Origin of the sequence: Enterobacter cloacae complex sp. P2B, from assembly GCF_014895985.1 — a bacterium.
In the GTDB taxonomy this organism is placed as follows: Bacteria; Pseudomonadota; Gammaproteobacteria; order Enterobacterales; family Enterobacteriaceae; genus Enterobacter; species Enterobacter bugandensis.
In genome coordinates this window covers 81,802-95,649 of sequence record NZ_JADBQQ010000020.1, presented here as the reverse complement: position 1 = coordinate 95,649, position 13,848 = coordinate 81,802, and the positions used below count along the sequence as shown (strand labels likewise).

The following is a 13,848-nucleotide window of genomic DNA, read 5'->3' as shown; positions in this document are numbered from 1 at the left end:
CCACCTCGCCTTATCAGGGTTATTGTCTGTCGAACCAGGCGCGCAGCTGCGCTTCGAGTTCGTTGATATCAATGATGTTGTTGATCACCACCAGCTGGCTTTCCGGCACGCTGGCGCTGGCCGCAATGTCTTTCGCCATCACGAACAGGTCCGCCGCGCCCGGCGTGGCGGATGAGAGATCGGAGTGTTCAACCTCGGCCTCAATGTCCAGCTTTTTAAGCACTTTTTTAATGTTCATTTCGACCATAAAACTGCTGCCCAGGCCAGAACCGCAAATAGCCATGATTTTCATTGTTGTCCCCTTATTTTGAGTAGAGCACGCCCCATCACGCTGGCGCGTAATGTTGTGAATAATCGGATTAAAAAATTAAATCAGAAGCGGTCAATAATGGTTTTAATGTCCTCCAGGGTATTCGCCTGATGTAATTTCTCCATATCTTCGTCGCTGGAAAATAATTCAGCGAGCGCGGATATCATTTCGATATGGCTATGTTTATCCGGTGCCGCAAGCATAATAATCAGATCGACAGGGTCAAACTCTCCGGCACCAAAAGAGACGCCCTGTTTTAGTTTTAGTAATGACAAGCCCAGTCCTTTGGCGCCTTCCTCCGGCCGCGCATGCGGCATGGCTAGCCCTGGTGCCAGCACATAATAGGGTCCTAACGTATGGTGCTGCTGAATGATTGCCGTCACGTATTCCGGTGCAATCACCTGCAGATCCAGCAGCGGTTTCGCGCATATCTCCAGCGCCTGTGGCCAGCTTTCCACGCTATCCTGCAGCGTGATGGTTGTATCATATATCCAATTTTTGAGCATTTTCCCTCCCGCCAAACGCTAAAGATGGGCAAACTTTATTCAACCCATCAATCATTGACTGCGATCGGGATCACAAAGATAGCGCTACCAATTACCAACATGCAGAAATGTGATAGCGCTATCAAAATGTAATCATGGTGTGAAATCACAGCAAAAAAAGGGATTTAAGGCGTATACTGCCTGTCACCTGAAATGAAGGAAAAAAGAACGCGTCTGGTCAGCAGGAAGGTGTATGTCTTTAACCCGAAAACGGCGCAGTACCGGAAAAGTCACGCTCGCTGATGTCGCGCAGCTTGCCGGAGTCGGCACGATGACCGTCTCCCGTGCGCTCCGCACGCCCGAACAGGTTTCCGATAAACTGCGTGAAAAAATTGAAGCTGCGGTGCAGGAGCTGGGCTATATGCCCAATCTCGCCGCCAGCGCACTGGCATCCGCGTCCTCATGGACGATTGCGATGGTTGTTCCCAACCTTTCCGAAGCCGGTTGCTCTGAAATGTTTGCGGGCCTACAGCAGGTGCTGCAGCCCGCCGGATACCAGATTATGCTGGCAGAGTCCCAGCATCGGCTTGAGCAGGAAGAGAAGCTGCTTGAGACCCTGCTGGCGTCAAATATCGCCGCCGCGATTTTGCTCAGCGTCGAGCACACCGACACCGTTCGACACTGGCTGAAAAACGCCTCGATTCCGGTAATGGAGATGGGTGCGATGCGCGCCGATCCGATCGATATGAATATCGGGATCGATAACGTGGCGGCCATGTACGAGCTGACGGAAATGGTGATTAGGCGCGGCTACCAGAATATCGGCCTGCTGTGCGCAAACCAGGAGCAGTGGATTTTCCAGCAGCATTTGCAGGGCTGGTACAAGGCGATGCTGCGCCATCATCTGTCGCCGAACCGGGTAATTAACGCGGCGATGCCGCCGAGCTTCTCGACCGGCGCGGCACAGCTGCCAGAGTTCTTGCTGGCGTGGCCGGAGCTGGATGCGCTGGTGTGCGTATCAGATGAGCTGGCCTGCGGCGCGCTGTATGAGTGTCAGCGTCGACGCATTAAAGTGCCGGACGATCTGGCTGTCGTGGGCTTTGGCGATAGCGATGTGAGCCGCGTCTGCCAGCCGCCGCTGACGACGATGGCGGTACCGCATCGAAAGATTGGGATTGAGGCAGGTAAAGCGCTACTGGAACGTCTGAATGACGGAGACTGGCGCGACCAAAAACCCATCGCGTCCAGCCTGTGCCTGCGGGAAAGCTGTTAAGGCTTACTCAGCCTCTTCCTCTTTTTCCGCTTTGTTTTCCGGCTTAGCGGATTCGTTTTTGGCGTTGCGGGTCATCCACAGCGCCAGCGCTTTTAACGAATCCGGCGTGAACTCATCGCAGCGGGCGGTAATCTCTTCCGGCGTCATCCAGCAGACTTCGCTCACTTCCTCTTCCTGCAGGGCGAAAGGCCCATGGGAAACGCAGCTAAACAGTCCACCCCAGACGCGGCAATGTTCGTCTTCGAAATAGAACTGCCCGTGCTCGGCAAACGGCACCCCGGCGATACCTAACTCTTCTTCCGCTTCACGGCGTGCGGAATCCAGCAGCACTTCATCGGCCTGCACGACGCCGCCTGCGGTGGCATCAAGCATGCCCGGAAGAAAATCTTTGGTGTCCGTGCGGCGCTGGACCAGAATCTTGCCCATGCCGTCATGCACAACGATGTACGTTGCACGGTGACGCAGTCGCTCTGCACGCATTTGTTCGCGGCTCGCCTGCGCGATCACTTCATTTTCTTCGCTGACAATGTCAACCCATTCAGTACTTGCCAAATGATTCTGCTCCACCATCGGGAAACCTTCTCGTCTAAGCGCTCTTTCGGCGCGTTTGCAGTTGTGGTGTAACTTACGGATTAATCGCTACCTGCGCAATAACTTGCTGATCATTAAGTGCGATAACGCTCAGGGTATTTCCATCCAGCAGGCCATAGCTCGCAGGATATCCGCCTTTCGGAATGCTGACCGACCCCGGGTTAAAATGGTAAATCTCACCGCGTTTTTCAGCCACCGGAATATGAGTATGGCCGTAAACCAGGACATCGCCAGCCGCGAGCGCCGGGAGATTATCCGGGCCGAAAAGGTGTCCGTGGGTAAGAAACAGGCGGCTGTTTTCCAGCAGAACCTGTTGCCATGGCGCGGTAAGGGGAAAATGCAGCAGCATCTGGTCGACTTCGCTGTCGCAATTACCGCGAACGGCGATAATGCGCGAGGCAAACGGGTTAAGCTTTTCCGCCACCTGCGCCGGGGCATAGCCTTCCGGCAGCGCATTACGCGGACCATGATTTAACACATCCCCCAGAATCACCAGCCATTGGGCCCCGCTTTGCGAAAACAGAGAAAGCACTCGCTCGGTCGCGGGCAGCGATCCATGGATATCTGACGCAAACATCAGTTTCATCCGTCACTCCCTGGTAAAAAAACTCCCCTTATCATACCTGAAGCGTCAGGGCTTATCAGCCCGCGCGCTTAGCGGAGAGTGCCACATAGCGCTGTACGGAGGCTCGCTGCCACTGGAACGCCGCATAGTCCACCAGCAGTTGAGGGACCTCATCGCCGTTGAGGATCAAACGGTTCAGCATCAGCGCCAGATCGGTATCGGCAATACACCATTCACCGAACAGGTTCGGGTTGCCGTGAGCGAGCAGCGAGGTTGCAGTTTCAATCAGCTTTTGCGCGCTATCGACGCCTTCTGCGCTGAGCGCTGGCTTTTTCACACCGGCAAACACGACATCCGTGGAGCGCTCGACGCGAATCGGCACCAGGTCGCTACGCAGCCACGCCTGGATCTGCCGGGCGCGGGCGCGCTTTTGCAGATCGTGAGGATAGATGCGCTCCCACTCCGGCGGCGCAAAACGATCTTCCAGATATTCATCGATCGCCGAGGATTCGCTCAGTGCAAAACCATCCAGTTCCAGCACCGGCACGCGTCGCGTCAGGTCGTAACCCTGCCACTGGGGTTTGAGGTGTTCACCACCGTCGAGATCGACGGTCTTCAGCGTAAAAGAGAGCCCCTTTTCGGCCAGCGCGACGTAAACGCTCATAACATAGGGAGAAAAGAAATTTGCATCGGACCACAACGTAATTACGGGCTGGTTCATAACATCCTCATCGGCTGATCGGTTTTTACTCAACATATAATCTCTTTGCTTCGCTGTCACTTGATGAAAACTCACGATTTACAACAAGCACCTATACTCATTTGTCATGGCACCACTATTCGCATGGACAGGAGTTGAGAATGATTGACCTTTATTACGCCCCTACCCCAAACGGCCACAAGATCACACTCTTTCTCGAAGAAGCTGAACTGGATTACAGAATCATCCGCGTGGATATCAGCAAAGGCGAACAGTTCAACCCTGTGTTTTTGGCTATTTCGCCCAACAATAAAATTCCGGCCATTATTGATAGCCAGCCGGCGGACGGAGGCAGGCCGTTAAGCCTGTTTGAATCCGGTGAAATTTTGCTTTATCTGGCAGAGAAAACCGGCAAGCTGCTGAGCGGTGAACTGCGCGAGCGTCACCACACTCTGCAGTGGCTTTTCTGGCAGTCAAGCGGCTTTGGGCCGATGCTGGGGCAGAACCACCACTTCACCGCCTTCGCGCCGCAGACTATTCCTTACGCCATTGAGCGATATCAGGTTGAAACCCAGCGTCTTTACGGCGTTCTGAACCAGCGGCTGGAGAAAACGCCGTGGCTCGGGGGCGACCATTACAGCATTGCCGATATCGCCTGCTGGCCGTGGGTAAATACGCATGATAAACACCGGATTGACTTAGCGTCTTACCCGGCGGTGAACAACTGGTTTGAGCGTATCCGGACCCGCCCGGCCACCGAACGCGCAATGCAAAAAATCCAGCAGGTTTAATCACCTATGAGGCTGGGTGGCTGAGAGGCTCTCATGTATTATGGGCGGGAAATACTGACACGGAGAAGACCTGCAATGTCACAGCCAGACGCTATTATTCGTATAAAAAATTTACGCTTGCGCACGTTCATTGGTATCAAAGAGGAAGAGATTGCCAACCGTCAGGATATTGTCATTAATGTGGTGATTCACTACCCGGCAGACAAAGCGCGGGCCAGCGAAGACATCAATGACGCGCTGAACTATCGCACGATCACTAAAAACATCATCCAGTACGTGGAAAACAACCGCTTCTCGCTGCTGGAAAAATTAACCCAGGATGTGCTCGATATCGCACGCGATCATCACTGGGTCACTTATGCTGAAGTAGAGATCGATAAACTTCACGCCCTGCGCTATGCCGACTCCGTCTCCATGACGTTAAGCTGGCGACGCCAGGCGTAAACCTGGAGGTTGTATGAAGATTCTGCTGACCGGCGGTACAGGCCTGATTGGGCGCCATCTCATTGCGCGTTTGCAGGCGCTGCATCACGACATTACCGTAGTGACCCGCAGCCCGGAGAAAGCGCGCCAGGTGCTGGGCGCGGGAGTCGATATCTGGAAAGGGCTGGCCGATCGGCAGAATCTGGACGGCTTCGACGCCGTCATCAACCTTGCGGGCGAACCCATCGCCGATAAGCGCTGGACCGAAGAGCAGAAACAGCGGTTGTGCAGCAGCCGCTGGAACATCACCGAGAAGCTGGTTGAGCTGATTCGCAACAGCCAGACCCCGCCGTCGGTGCTGATTTCAGGCTCTGCGACGGGCTATTACGGCGATCTCGGCGAAGTGGTGGTGACCGAGGAAGAGCCGCCCCACAACGAGTTCACCCATAAACTCTGCGCCCAGTGGGAGCGCATCGCCTGCGCGGCGCAAAGCGACAATACCCGCGTCTGCCTGCTGCGTACCGGCGTAGTGCTTGCGCCGAAAGGCGGCATTCTGGGTAAAATGCTTCCGCCCTTCAGGCTGGGGCTCGGCGGGCCGATCGGCAACGGGCGACAGTACCTGGCCTGGATCCATATCGACGATATGGTGAACGGCATTATCTGGCTGCTGGATAACGATCTGCGCGGGCCGTTTAACATGGTTGCGCCGTATCCGGTGCGAAATGAACAGTTTGCCCACGCGCTGGGGCATGCCCTGCATCGCCCGGCGATTTTACGCGTGCCTGCGACGGCAATTCGCCTGTTGATGGGCGAAGCGTCCGTGCTGGTGCTGGGCGGTCAGCGCGCGCTGCCAAAACGGCTGGAAGCGGCGGGGTTTGCGTTTCGCTGGTATGACTTAGAAGAGGCGCTGGGGGATGTGGTACGCTGAATATGTTACAGTGATACGCCATGTTCCGATGAAATGGCGTAACAATGGCAACCATCACTACATCCCGACTTCACCTCACCCCTTTCGAACCCTCTGACTGGGCGTTCTTCCGCTCGCTGCGCGAAAACAGCGACATCATGCGCTATATGGCCGCGATTGCGCCTGAGAAAGAGACCCGACGCGTGTTTGCCGCACGCCTGATGGCGGAGCATGTCTTCGTGATCCGCTTTCGGGATGACGATACGCCGCTGGGCGATATCGGCCTGCAAATTAGCCCTGAGAATCGTGAAGAGGCGGAAATCGGCTACACGGTTGTGCCTGCCGCGCAGGGAAAAGGCCTCGCCAGCGAGGCGCTGCGCGCGGTATGTGACTACGCGTTTAACCAGACTGGCGTGAAGGCGATTAACGCGTACGTGCTGGCGGACAACGGCGGGTCTGTGCGGGTGCTTGAGAAAGCCGGGTTTGTGCGCACGCAGGTGCTTGAAAAGGCGTATGAGATTGACGGCGTGCGGTATGACGACTGGGTGTATCGCCTGGAGTGTGGTGCGGCCTGAATGCCGGGCGGCACTGCGTTTGCCCGGCCTGGGGTTTTGTAGGCCCGGTAAGCGAAGCGTCACCGGACGATTGGGCTGCACTGCGGGCTGATGCCCTCTTTATTTCAGAGATCCTTTAAGGAACTGCTGCAAACGCGGGCTCTGCGGGTTTGCCAGCACCTCGTCAGGGTGCCCCTGCTCTTCAATTTTCCCCTGATGCAGGAAAATCACGTGGTTCGAGACGTTACGGGCGAAGCCCATCTCGTGCGTCACCACCACCATCGTTTTGCCCTCTTCGGCCAGCTTCTGCATGATGCGCAGCACTTCGCCGACGAGTTCCGGGTCCAGCGCGGAGGTCGGTTCGTCGAACAGCAGCACTTCCGGCTCCATCGCCAGCGCGCGGGCGATGGAGACACGCTGCTGCTGGCCACCGGAGAGGTGTACCGGATACTTCATCTGCTGGCGCTCATCGATCCCCACTTTCGCCAGGTATTTCACCGCGCGTTCCCGGGCTTCCTGCTTGCTTAAGCCGAGCACCTGAACCGGCGCTTCCATCACGTTCTCCAGCACCGTCATGTGGCTCCACAGGTTGAAATGCTGGAACACCATCGTCAGGCGCGTACGCAGCAGGCGCAGCTGATGCTTATCCGCCACCTTCAGCTGGCCGTCTTTGTCACGCACCAGGTTGATGTTCTGCCCGCTCACCACAATCGAGCCTTCGCTCGGCTTTTCGAGGAAGTTAATGCAGCGCAGGAAGGTACTTTTACCCGAGCCGGATGAACCGATGATACTGATTACGTCGCCTGCGTTAGCCTGCAGCGACACCCCTTTCAGCACTTCATGTTCGCCGTAGCGTTTGTGCAAATCAATAACGTTTAATTTGTTCTCAGCCATCATCTTTCTCAGTGCGTCGAAGAAGGTTTTATATGCTGCAACCAGCGTTTTTCAGCCTTACGGAACAGGCTAATCAGAACATACGAGATAATTAAATAGAGCACCGCCGCAATGCCAAACGCGGTAAACGGCTGATAGGTCGCGGAGTTGATATCGCGCGCGATTTTGAGCAGGTCCGGCACCGTGGCGGTAAAGGCGAGCGCGGTGGAGTGCAGCATCAAAATCACTTCGTTGCTGTAGGCTGGTAGCGCAATGCGCAGCGCCGACGGCAGAATAATGCAGCGGTAAAGTTTCACCGAGGAGAAGCCGTACGCGCGCGCGGCCTCGATCTCACCGTGCGGCACGGAACGAATGGCCCCGGCGAAAATCTCGGTGGTATAGGCGCAGGTGTTGAGCGTTAGCGCCAGCACCGTACAGTTCAGGCCACTGCGGAAGAACGCATTCAGCATTTCCGTGCCTTTTACGATCTCCAGCGTATACATCCCCGAATAGAACACCAGCAGCTGCACGTACAGCGGCGTGCCGCGAAACACGTAGGTAAATAGCCAAATCGGGAACTGAATAAATTTATTGTTCGACACGCGGCCGATGGCGAGAAACACCGCCAGAATGCCGCCCATCACCACGGAAGAAATCAGCAGCCAGAGCGTGATCGCCACGCCGGTAAAGCGGTAGCCATCCGTCCACAGCAGGGATTTCCAGTATTCCTGAATAATCTCAATCACAGGTCAGCCCTCTTCACACCCACGGAGTAGCGACGCTCGAGCAGAAGCAGCACACCATTGGAGACGGTCGTAAAGACCAGATAGATCGCGCCGCAGACCACCGCAAAGTAGAACGGCTCCCAGGTGCTCTTGCCCGCCAGCTGAGTCGCTTTCACGACGTCTTCCAGACCGAGCAGAGAGACCAGCGCCGTCGCTTTGAGGATAACCTGCCAGTTGTTGCCGATGCCCGGCAGCGCATAGCGCATCATGGCCGGGAACATAATCCGGCGAAACGTTTGTGAAGAGGTAAAACCAAATGCGGTTGCCGCTTCAATGTGTCCTCTGGGAACCGCCATATAAGCGCCACGGAAGGTTTCCGTGAAGTAGGCACCGTAGATAAAACCGAGGGTGATAATACCGGCCACCATCGGGTCGATATCAATTTGTCCCATGCCCATCGCATCCGTCACGCTGTTCAGGGCAATCTGCAGGCCGTAAAAAATAAGCAGCATCAGCACCAGATCGGGTACGCCGCGAATGAGCGTGGTATAGCCTTCGAAAATGAGCGACAGCGGTTTGTTAGCCGAAAGCTTCGCCCCTGCGCCCGCCAGACCTATCAGCACCGCCAGCACCACGGAGCTGATAGCCAGCTCAAGGGTGACAAGCGCGCCCTGTAAAATAACGCCAGAAAATCCGTACAGCATACCGCGAGCCCTGTCGTATCGTGAGTGGTAAACCGTGTCTTATCCCCTCCTCCAGCGGGAGGGGCCGCACGTTATTTGACGGAGCGATTAGCCGCCGTACACATTGAAATCGAAGTACTTTTTCGCCAGCTTATCGTAGGTACCGTCAGCGCGCATTTCAGCAAACGCTTTGTTCAGCGCCTCACGCAGTTCGTTGTCTTCCTTACGCAGGCCCATACCGGTACCCACGCCAAAGAGCTTCTCATCCTTAATGGACGGACCGCCGAACTTGTAATCTTTACCCACCGGCGTTTTCAGGAAACCTTCGCTTGCCGCGACTTCATCCTGGAATGCCGCATCAATACGGCCTGCCGTCAGGTCTGCGTAAATATTTTCCTGGCCCTGATAGGAGACGATTTCGATCCCCTTCGGCGCCCAGTGTTCGTTACCGTAGGTTTCCTGCGTGGTGCCCTGCAGCACGCCCACGCGTTTCCCGTTCAGCGACTCGAGGGTCGGTTGAATGTCAGAAGACTTAGCCACTACCAGACGTGAATCGGCCGCATAGAGCTTGTCGGTGAAGGCAATCTCCTGCTGACGTTTCTCGGTGATGGAAAGCGAGGACATAATCGCGTCTATTTTTTTAGCTTTCAGGGAAGGGATCAGCGCATCCAGCGGGTTCTCTACATAAGTACACTGTGCTTTGATGCGTTTGCACAGCTCATTGGCCAGATCGATGTCAAAACCCACCAGTTCACCCTTTGAATTCTTCGATTCAAACGGCGCGTAGGTTGGATCGGTGCCAATACGAATTTTCTGCGGAATGGCTGCGAAGGCCGCGGTGGCGCTGGAAAAGGCCAGTACCAGAGATAATGACAACACGAGTTTTTTCATATTTGTCCTCAACAAACTGTCTTCATACGGTTTTTTACGACGACGGGGTGGGGTTAATGTGCCATTAATCCACGCTGTCAGGCAAAGAATAATGCCTTTCAGACGGGAATTTTTGCATTATAAATGCTTAAGTATGCACGTAGCGACCCAATATGGTGCACGAATTGCACCATATTGAATCATCCACACCCGCGACGCACCACGCCGGTGCGTTAGTCACCGTAGACGTTGAAGTCGAAGTATTTCTTCGCCAGTTTGTCGTAGGTACCGTCTTTGCGCAGTTCCGTGAATGCTTTGTCAAAGGCGGCTTTCAGCTCTTTATCGTCCTTACGCAGGCCGATGCCGGTGCCGTCACCAAAGTATTTTTTGTCTTTCACGGACGGGCCCGCAAAGGCGTAATCTTTACCGGCCGGCTGCTTCAGGAAGCCTTCGCTCGCCGCGACTTCATCCTGGAATGCGGCATCCAGACGGCCTGCCGCCAGGTCAGAGTAGATCAGATCCTGGTTCTGGTAAGCCACCACGTCGACGCCCTTCTCGCGCCAGTTGGCATTCGCGTAACCTTCTTGGGTCGAGCCCTGGAGCACGCCCACATGCTTGCCTTTCAGCGAGTCGATGGTCGGCTGGATCGGGGAACCTTTCGCGGCAATCAGACGCGAATCCGCAGCGTAGAGCTTGTCAGAGAAGGCAATCTCCTGCTGGCGTTTTTCGGTGATGGAGAGAGAAGAGATAATGGCGTCGATTTTCTTTGCCTTCAGCGACGGGATTAACGCGTCGAAGTCGCTGCCCACCCATGTGCATTTCACTTCCATACGTTTGCACATTTCATTTCCCAAATCGATATCAAACCCCACGAAATCGCCTTTCGCATCCTTGGAAGAGAATGGCGCGTAGGTTGCGTCTGTACCGATACGAACCGTCTGTGGAAGCGCTGCGTAGCTACCTGCCGCCGCACTTAACCCCACCAGCAAAGACAGAGCCAGAACCGTCTTCTTCATACATTTACCCTCAAGTACCGTGATTTTATTATGTATTGTGTTGTGTGTTGTGTTGCAGGCTTCTCTTGCAGGTCTTATGCCACATTGCCGTCTGGTCAAAACTTCGACGTTAAATATGTTAATAAAACGTTGCGATATTGCCTTAATGGTGAAAGATAGCAGGTCTGCCGAACGAACCGGAAAGAGAAAAAGGGAAAAAGCGAATTAAATGTCGAGGATATGATCGCCGTTGCATAATTGCCCTGAAACAGGGCAACGTCTCTTTTCATGCACAGCATTTGTGCACAGAATCAGGCTCCCTGCCAGCGGGTGAAGAGGTCTTCGGGCAGGTCGATGTCAAACTGATCCAGCACGCGATTGACGGTCTGATTGATCACATCGTCCAGCGACTGCGGTCGGTGATAGAACGCCGGCACCGGCGGCATGATCACTGCGCCCAACTCGGCGGCCTGGGTCATGAGGCGCAGATGGCCCAGGTGCAGCGGCGTTTCCCGCACGCAGAGCACCAGCGGGCGGCGCTCCTTCAGCACCACATCCGCCGCGCGCGTTACCAGCTTGTCGGTATAGCTGTTCACAATCCCGGAGAGCGTTTTGATTGAACAGGGCAGGATCACCATACCGGCGGTTTTAAACGAGCCTGAGGAGATGCTGGCGGCGATATCGCGGGCATCGTGAACCACGTCCGCCATCGCCTGGACATCGCGCAGGGAGAGATCCGTTTCAAGGGAAAGGGTTTGCCGCGCCGCCTGGCTCATCACCAGATGCGTTTCCACTTCTGCCACGTTACGCAAAACCTGTAGCAGGCGTACGCCGTAAATCGCGCCGCTGGCACCGCTGATGCCTATTATGAGTCGTTTCATGATTTCGCCCTTGCTGAATTCTGGGCTGACTGTGCAGGATTTTGCGGGGAGTTGCAAGTGAGGGCGAGCGCCCTCACCTGCTGAGAGATTAACCTTCGTTGTGCATCTCTAAGCTTTCGAGATCGTTTTGCAGCTGAACGGCTTTCGCATCGTCGTTGCGCAGCGAATCAAGGTAGTCGAGGTACTGCTGGTCAACGTCTTTCGTCACGTAGACGCCATTGAACACGGAGCATTCGAACTGCTGAATCTCCGGGTTCTCGGCGCGCACCGCGTCGATGAGATCGTTCAGATCCTGGAAAATCAGGCCGTCGGCCCCGATGATCTGGCGAATCTCATCCACTTCACGGCCGTGAGCAATCAGCTCGTTGGCGGTTGGCATATCAATGCCGTACACGTTCGGGAAGCGAATCTCCGGCGCGGCAGACGCCAGGTAGACTTTCTTCGCACCCGCTTCGCGCGCCATCTCGATAATCTGCTCAGAGGTGGTGCCGCGAACGATGGAGTCATCCACCAGCAGAACGTTCTTGTCGCGGAATTCCGCGCGGTTGGCGTTCAGCTTGCGGCGCACGGACTTACGGCGCAGGTGCTGGCCCGGCATGATAAACGTGCGGCCAACGTAGCGGTTCTTCACGAAGCCCTGACGGTACGGCTTGTCCAGAATGCGGGCGATCTCCAGGGCGATATCGCAGGAGGTTTCCGGGATAGGAATAACTACGTCAATGTCGAGATCGTCCCACTCGCGGGCAATCTTCTCGCCGAGCTTCGTGCCCATATTGACGCGCGCGCTGTAGACGGAAATCTTGTCGATGAACGAATCCGGACGGGCAAAATAGACGTATTCAAACAGGCACGGGTTGCTGACCGGGTTGTCGGCACACTGACGGGTGAACAACTGGCCCTTCTCGGTGATATACACCGCTTCGCCCGGCGCAACGTCGCGCAGGAATTCGAAGCCCAGGGTATCCAGCGCCACGCTCTCAGAGGCAACCATATATTCGGTACGGCCATCGCCGAGGTCGCGCTTGCCCAGCACCAGCGGACGAATGCCGTTTGGATCGCGGAAGGCGACCATGCCGTGACCGATGATCATCGCCACGCAGGCGTACGCACCGCGGATCTGGCGGTTGGTCGCGGCAATGGCAGCGAAGATATTGTCTGCTTCCAGCGGGTAGTGACGGAAGTTATCCAGCTCGCTGGCGAACACATTGAGCAGGATTTCTGAATCAGAGGTGGTGTTAATGTGGCGACGTTTCTCTTCGAACAGCTTCTTACGCAGCTCATGAGCGTTGGTCAGGTTGCCGTTATGGGCAAGCGTGATGCCATACGGTGAGTTGACGTAGAAAGGCTGTGCCTCAGAGGCGCTGGAACTGCCAGCAGTAGGATAACGAACGTGACCGATCCCCATATTACCTTGCAGACGCTGCATATGGCGGGCTTCAAATACATCGTTTACCAGGCCATTGGCCTTACGTAAACGGAAGCAGTTGTTTGCATCAATGGTGATGATACCCGCAGCATCCTGCCCACGGTGCTGAAGCACCGTTAACGCGTCATAAATCGACTGGTTTACCGGCATGAAACCGGCGATACCGACAATACCGCACATTCGTCTTTTCCTCGTTAAGCCACATCTCAGGGTTTATGCCCTGGGCAAAAAACTCGACGAGCTTTGCAGATAGTCAAAGAACCATCTGATGATGAAGCTGAACTCTGGAATGAGCTGCGATTTTTGCCAGTCTTCGCTTTTGGAGAACCCGGTGAAGGTATCCAGGAAGAACAGGATCGCGGCCACAATCAGCACGCCTCGTAATGCCCCGAAACAGATCCCGAGTACCCTGTCCGTTCCTGACAGACCGGTTTTCTCGACCAGCTGACCTATCACGTAATTCACGATAGCGCCGACAATCAGCGTCGCGATAAACAGCACCGCGATGGCGATTCCATTTCGGACCAGTTCATCTTCAAAGCCCGTGAACCAGACAGACAGGTAAGTGTAGTAATGACTGGCAACAAAGAAAGCACAACCCCAGGTTACCAGCGATAACGCTTCACGAACAAAGCCACGGATCAGGCTAACCAGACAGGAAAAACCAATCACCGCAATGATGGCGTAATCAATCCAGACCATATGTGTCCCACGATTAAACGCCCTGTCATCCAGTTCGGGGCGAATTCTAACAGAAAAAGAAAACGTTTGCGTAGGGATTTCCTTCCCGCGCGTA

The 13,848-nt window shown here is 55.2% G+C and carries 18 protein-coding genes; 5 read left to right on the top strand and 13 right to left on the bottom strand.

Annotated features, from left to right (window positions below; translation table 11 throughout):
* Nucleotides 1-19: 19 nt before the first annotated feature.
* Complete coding sequence (locus IM313_RS17615) at nucleotides 20-292, bottom strand: PTS sugar transporter subunit IIB (RefSeq protein WP_041908914.1); 273 nt, start codon at nucleotides 290-292, stop codon at nucleotides 20-22.
* 80 nt (nucleotides 293-372) lie between these two features.
* Complete coding sequence (locus tag IM313_RS17610; protein WP_069733479.1) at nucleotides 373-816, bottom strand: PTS sugar transporter subunit IIA; 444 nt, start codon at nucleotides 814-816, stop codon at nucleotides 373-375.
* A 232-nt stretch (nucleotides 817-1,048) separates the two neighbouring features.
* Here IM313_RS17610 and IM313_RS17605 point away from each other — a divergent pair, with 232 nt between their 5' ends.
* Nucleotides 1,049-2,068 (top strand): LacI family DNA-binding transcriptional regulator, encoded by a 1,020-nt coding sequence (locus tag IM313_RS17605; RefSeq protein WP_041908911.1) that lies wholly within the window; start codon nucleotides 1,049-1,051, stop codon nucleotides 2,066-2,068.
* A 3-nt stretch (nucleotides 2,069-2,071) separates the two neighbouring features.
* Here IM313_RS17605 and yfcD read toward each other — a convergent pair whose 3' ends face one another.
* The 3 genes from yfcD to yfcF are packed head-to-tail and all read right to left on the bottom strand — an operon-like array spanning nucleotide 2,072 to nucleotide 3,945.
* Nucleotides 2,072-2,638 carry an NUDIX hydrolase YfcD gene (gene yfcD / locus IM313_RS17600; protein ID WP_006811396.1) on the bottom strand — a complete coding sequence of 189 codons (567 nt, stop codon included), beginning with the start codon at nucleotides 2,636-2,638 and terminating at the stop codon, nucleotides 2,072-2,074.
* Nucleotides 2,639-2,693: 55 nt separating this feature from the next.
* On the bottom strand, nucleotides 2,694-3,245 hold the full coding sequence (yfcE, locus tag IM313_RS17595) for a phosphodiesterase (protein ID WP_028013947.1): 552 nt from the start codon (nucleotides 3,243-3,245) through the stop codon (nucleotides 2,694-2,696).
* A gap of 55 nt (nucleotides 3,246-3,300) precedes the next feature.
* Nucleotides 3,301-3,945, bottom strand: a complete 645-nt coding sequence (gene yfcF / locus IM313_RS17590) for a glutathione transferase (RefSeq protein WP_049000425.1) — start codon at nucleotides 3,943-3,945, stop codon at nucleotides 3,301-3,303.
* 140 nt (nucleotides 3,946-4,085) lie between these two features.
* Between yfcF and yfcG the strand changes: the two genes are divergently transcribed.
* The 4 genes from yfcG (at nucleotide 4,086) to IM313_RS17570 (ending at nucleotide 6,620) form a co-directional block, all read left to right on the top strand.
* A complete protein-coding gene (gene yfcG / locus IM313_RS17585) occupies nucleotides 4,086-4,715 on the top strand; it encodes a GSH-dependent disulfide bond oxidoreductase (RefSeq protein ID WP_028013949.1) in 630 nt (209 codons plus the stop codon).
* A gap of 75 nt (nucleotides 4,716-4,790) precedes the next feature.
* On the top strand, nucleotides 4,791-5,159 hold the full coding sequence (folX, locus tag IM313_RS17580) for a dihydroneopterin triphosphate 2'-epimerase (protein WP_028013950.1): 369 nt from the start codon (nucleotides 4,791-4,793) through the stop codon (nucleotides 5,157-5,159).
* A 13-nt stretch (nucleotides 5,160-5,172) separates the two neighbouring features.
* Nucleotides 5,173-6,066, top strand: coding sequence for a TIGR01777 family oxidoreductase (locus IM313_RS17575; RefSeq protein ID WP_047367995.1), 894 nt, complete (start codon nucleotides 5,173-5,175; stop codon nucleotides 6,064-6,066).
* Nucleotides 6,067-6,110: 44 nt separating this feature from the next.
* Nucleotides 6,111-6,620 carry a GNAT family N-acetyltransferase gene (locus tag IM313_RS17570; protein ID WP_192971258.1) on the top strand — a complete coding sequence of 170 codons (510 nt, stop codon included), beginning with the start codon at nucleotides 6,111-6,113 and terminating at the stop codon, nucleotides 6,618-6,620.
* A gap of 99 nt (nucleotides 6,621-6,719) precedes the next feature.
* Here the strand turns inward: IM313_RS17570 and hisP are convergent, their stop codons facing one another.
* From hisP to cvpA, 8 genes are all read right to left on the bottom strand, one after another.
* On the bottom strand, nucleotides 6,720-7,493 hold the full coding sequence (gene hisP / locus IM313_RS17565) for a histidine ABC transporter ATP-binding protein HisP (protein ID WP_010433274.1): 774 nt from the start codon (nucleotides 7,491-7,493) through the stop codon (nucleotides 6,720-6,722).
* Nucleotides 7,494-7,501: 8 nt separating this feature from the next.
* Nucleotides 7,502-8,218, bottom strand: a complete 717-nt coding sequence (locus IM313_RS17560; protein ID WP_028013953.1) for an ABC transporter permease — start codon at nucleotides 8,216-8,218, stop codon at nucleotides 7,502-7,504.
* Entirely contained in the window at nucleotides 8,215-8,901 is a 687-nt protein-coding gene (locus IM313_RS17555; protein ID WP_049000429.1) for a histidine ABC transporter permease HisQ, read from the bottom strand. The genes IM313_RS17560 and IM313_RS17555 overlap by 4 nt, the downstream gene beginning before the upstream one ends.
* An 87-nt stretch (nucleotides 8,902-8,988) precedes the next feature.
* Nucleotides 8,989-9,771 (bottom strand): histidine ABC transporter substrate-binding protein HisJ, encoded by a 783-nt coding sequence (gene hisJ / locus IM313_RS17550; protein ID WP_049000431.1) that lies wholly within the window; start codon nucleotides 9,769-9,771, stop codon nucleotides 8,989-8,991.
* A 212-nt stretch (nucleotides 9,772-9,983) separates the two neighbouring features.
* Entirely contained in the window at nucleotides 9,984-10,766 is a 783-nt protein-coding gene (gene argT, locus IM313_RS17545; protein WP_028013956.1) for a lysine/arginine/ornithine ABC transporter substrate-binding protein ArgT, read from the bottom strand.
* A 290-nt stretch (nucleotides 10,767-11,056) separates the two neighbouring features.
* A complete protein-coding gene (locus IM313_RS17540; RefSeq protein WP_192971257.1) occupies nucleotides 11,057-11,626 on the bottom strand; it encodes a UbiX family flavin prenyltransferase in 570 nt (189 codons plus the stop codon).
* Between the two features lie 88 nt (nucleotides 11,627-11,714).
* Nucleotides 11,715-13,232: an amidophosphoribosyltransferase gene (gene purF, locus IM313_RS17535; protein WP_014884664.1), complete on the bottom strand. Its 1,518-nt coding sequence runs from the start codon at nucleotides 13,230-13,232 to the stop codon at nucleotides 11,715-11,717.
* Between the two features lie 33 nt (nucleotides 13,233-13,265).
* Nucleotides 13,266-13,754, bottom strand: a complete 489-nt coding sequence (gene cvpA, locus IM313_RS17530; RefSeq protein ID WP_000262116.1) for a colicin V production protein — start codon at nucleotides 13,752-13,754, stop codon at nucleotides 13,266-13,268.
* Between the last annotated feature and the right edge of the window lie 94 nt (nucleotides 13,755-13,848).

What these genes read in the sequence shown, in the direction of transcription:
- IM313_RS17605 (WP_041908911.1), top strand. Translation starts at nt 1,049, where the DNA reads ATGTCTTTAACCCGAAAACGGCGCAGTACCGGAAAAGTCACGCTCGCT.
- hisP (WP_010433274.1), bottom strand. Translation starts at nt 7,493, where the DNA reads ATGGCTGAGAACAAATTAAACGTTATTGATTTGCACAAACGCTACGGC.
- IM313_RS17570 (WP_192971258.1), top strand. Translation starts at nt 6,111, where the DNA reads ATGGCAACCATCACTACATCCCGACTTCACCTCACCCCTTTCGAACCC.
- IM313_RS17610 (WP_069733479.1), bottom strand. Translation starts at nt 816, where the DNA reads ATGCTCAAAAATTGGATATATGATACAACCATCACGCTGCAGGATAGC.
- folX (WP_028013950.1), top strand. Translation starts at nt 4,791, where the DNA reads ATGTCACAGCCAGACGCTATTATTCGTATAAAAAATTTACGCTTGCGC.
- purF (WP_014884664.1), bottom strand. Translation starts at nt 13,232, where the DNA reads ATGTGCGGTATTGTCGGTATCGCCGGTTTCATGCCGGTAAACCAGTCG.
- IM313_RS17575 (WP_047367995.1), top strand. Translation starts at nt 5,173, where the DNA reads ATGAAGATTCTGCTGACCGGCGGTACAGGCCTGATTGGGCGCCATCTC.
- IM313_RS17555 (WP_049000429.1), bottom strand. Translation starts at nt 8,901, where the DNA reads ATGCTGTACGGATTTTCTGGCGTTATTTTACAGGGCGCGCTTGTCACC.
- yfcF (WP_049000425.1), bottom strand. Translation starts at nt 3,945, where the DNA reads ATGAACCAGCCCGTAATTACGTTGTGGTCCGATGCAAATTTCTTTTCT.
- hisJ (WP_049000431.1), bottom strand. Translation starts at nt 9,771, where the DNA reads ATGAAAAAACTCGTGTTGTCATTATCTCTGGTACTGGCCTTTTCCAGC.
- cvpA (WP_000262116.1), bottom strand. Translation starts at nt 13,754, where the DNA reads ATGGTCTGGATTGATTACGCCATCATTGCGGTGATTGGTTTTTCCTGT.
- argT (WP_028013956.1), bottom strand. Translation starts at nt 10,766, where the DNA reads ATGAAGAAGACGGTTCTGGCTCTGTCTTTGCTGGTGGGGTTAAGTGCG.
- IM313_RS17615 (WP_041908914.1), bottom strand. Translation starts at nt 292, where the DNA reads ATGAAAATCATGGCTATTTGCGGTTCTGGCCTGGGCAGCAGTTTTATG.
- yfcE (WP_028013947.1), bottom strand. Translation starts at nt 3,245, where the DNA reads ATGAAACTGATGTTTGCGTCAGATATCCATGGATCGCTGCCCGCGACC.
- IM313_RS17540 (WP_192971257.1), bottom strand. Translation starts at nt 11,626, where the DNA reads ATGAAACGACTCATAATAGGCATCAGCGGTGCCAGCGGCGCGATTTAC.
- yfcD (WP_006811396.1), bottom strand. Translation starts at nt 2,638, where the DNA reads ATGGTGGAGCAGAATCATTTGGCAAGTACTGAATGGGTTGACATTGTC.
- yfcG (WP_028013949.1), top strand. Translation starts at nt 4,086, where the DNA reads ATGATTGACCTTTATTACGCCCCTACCCCAAACGGCCACAAGATCACA.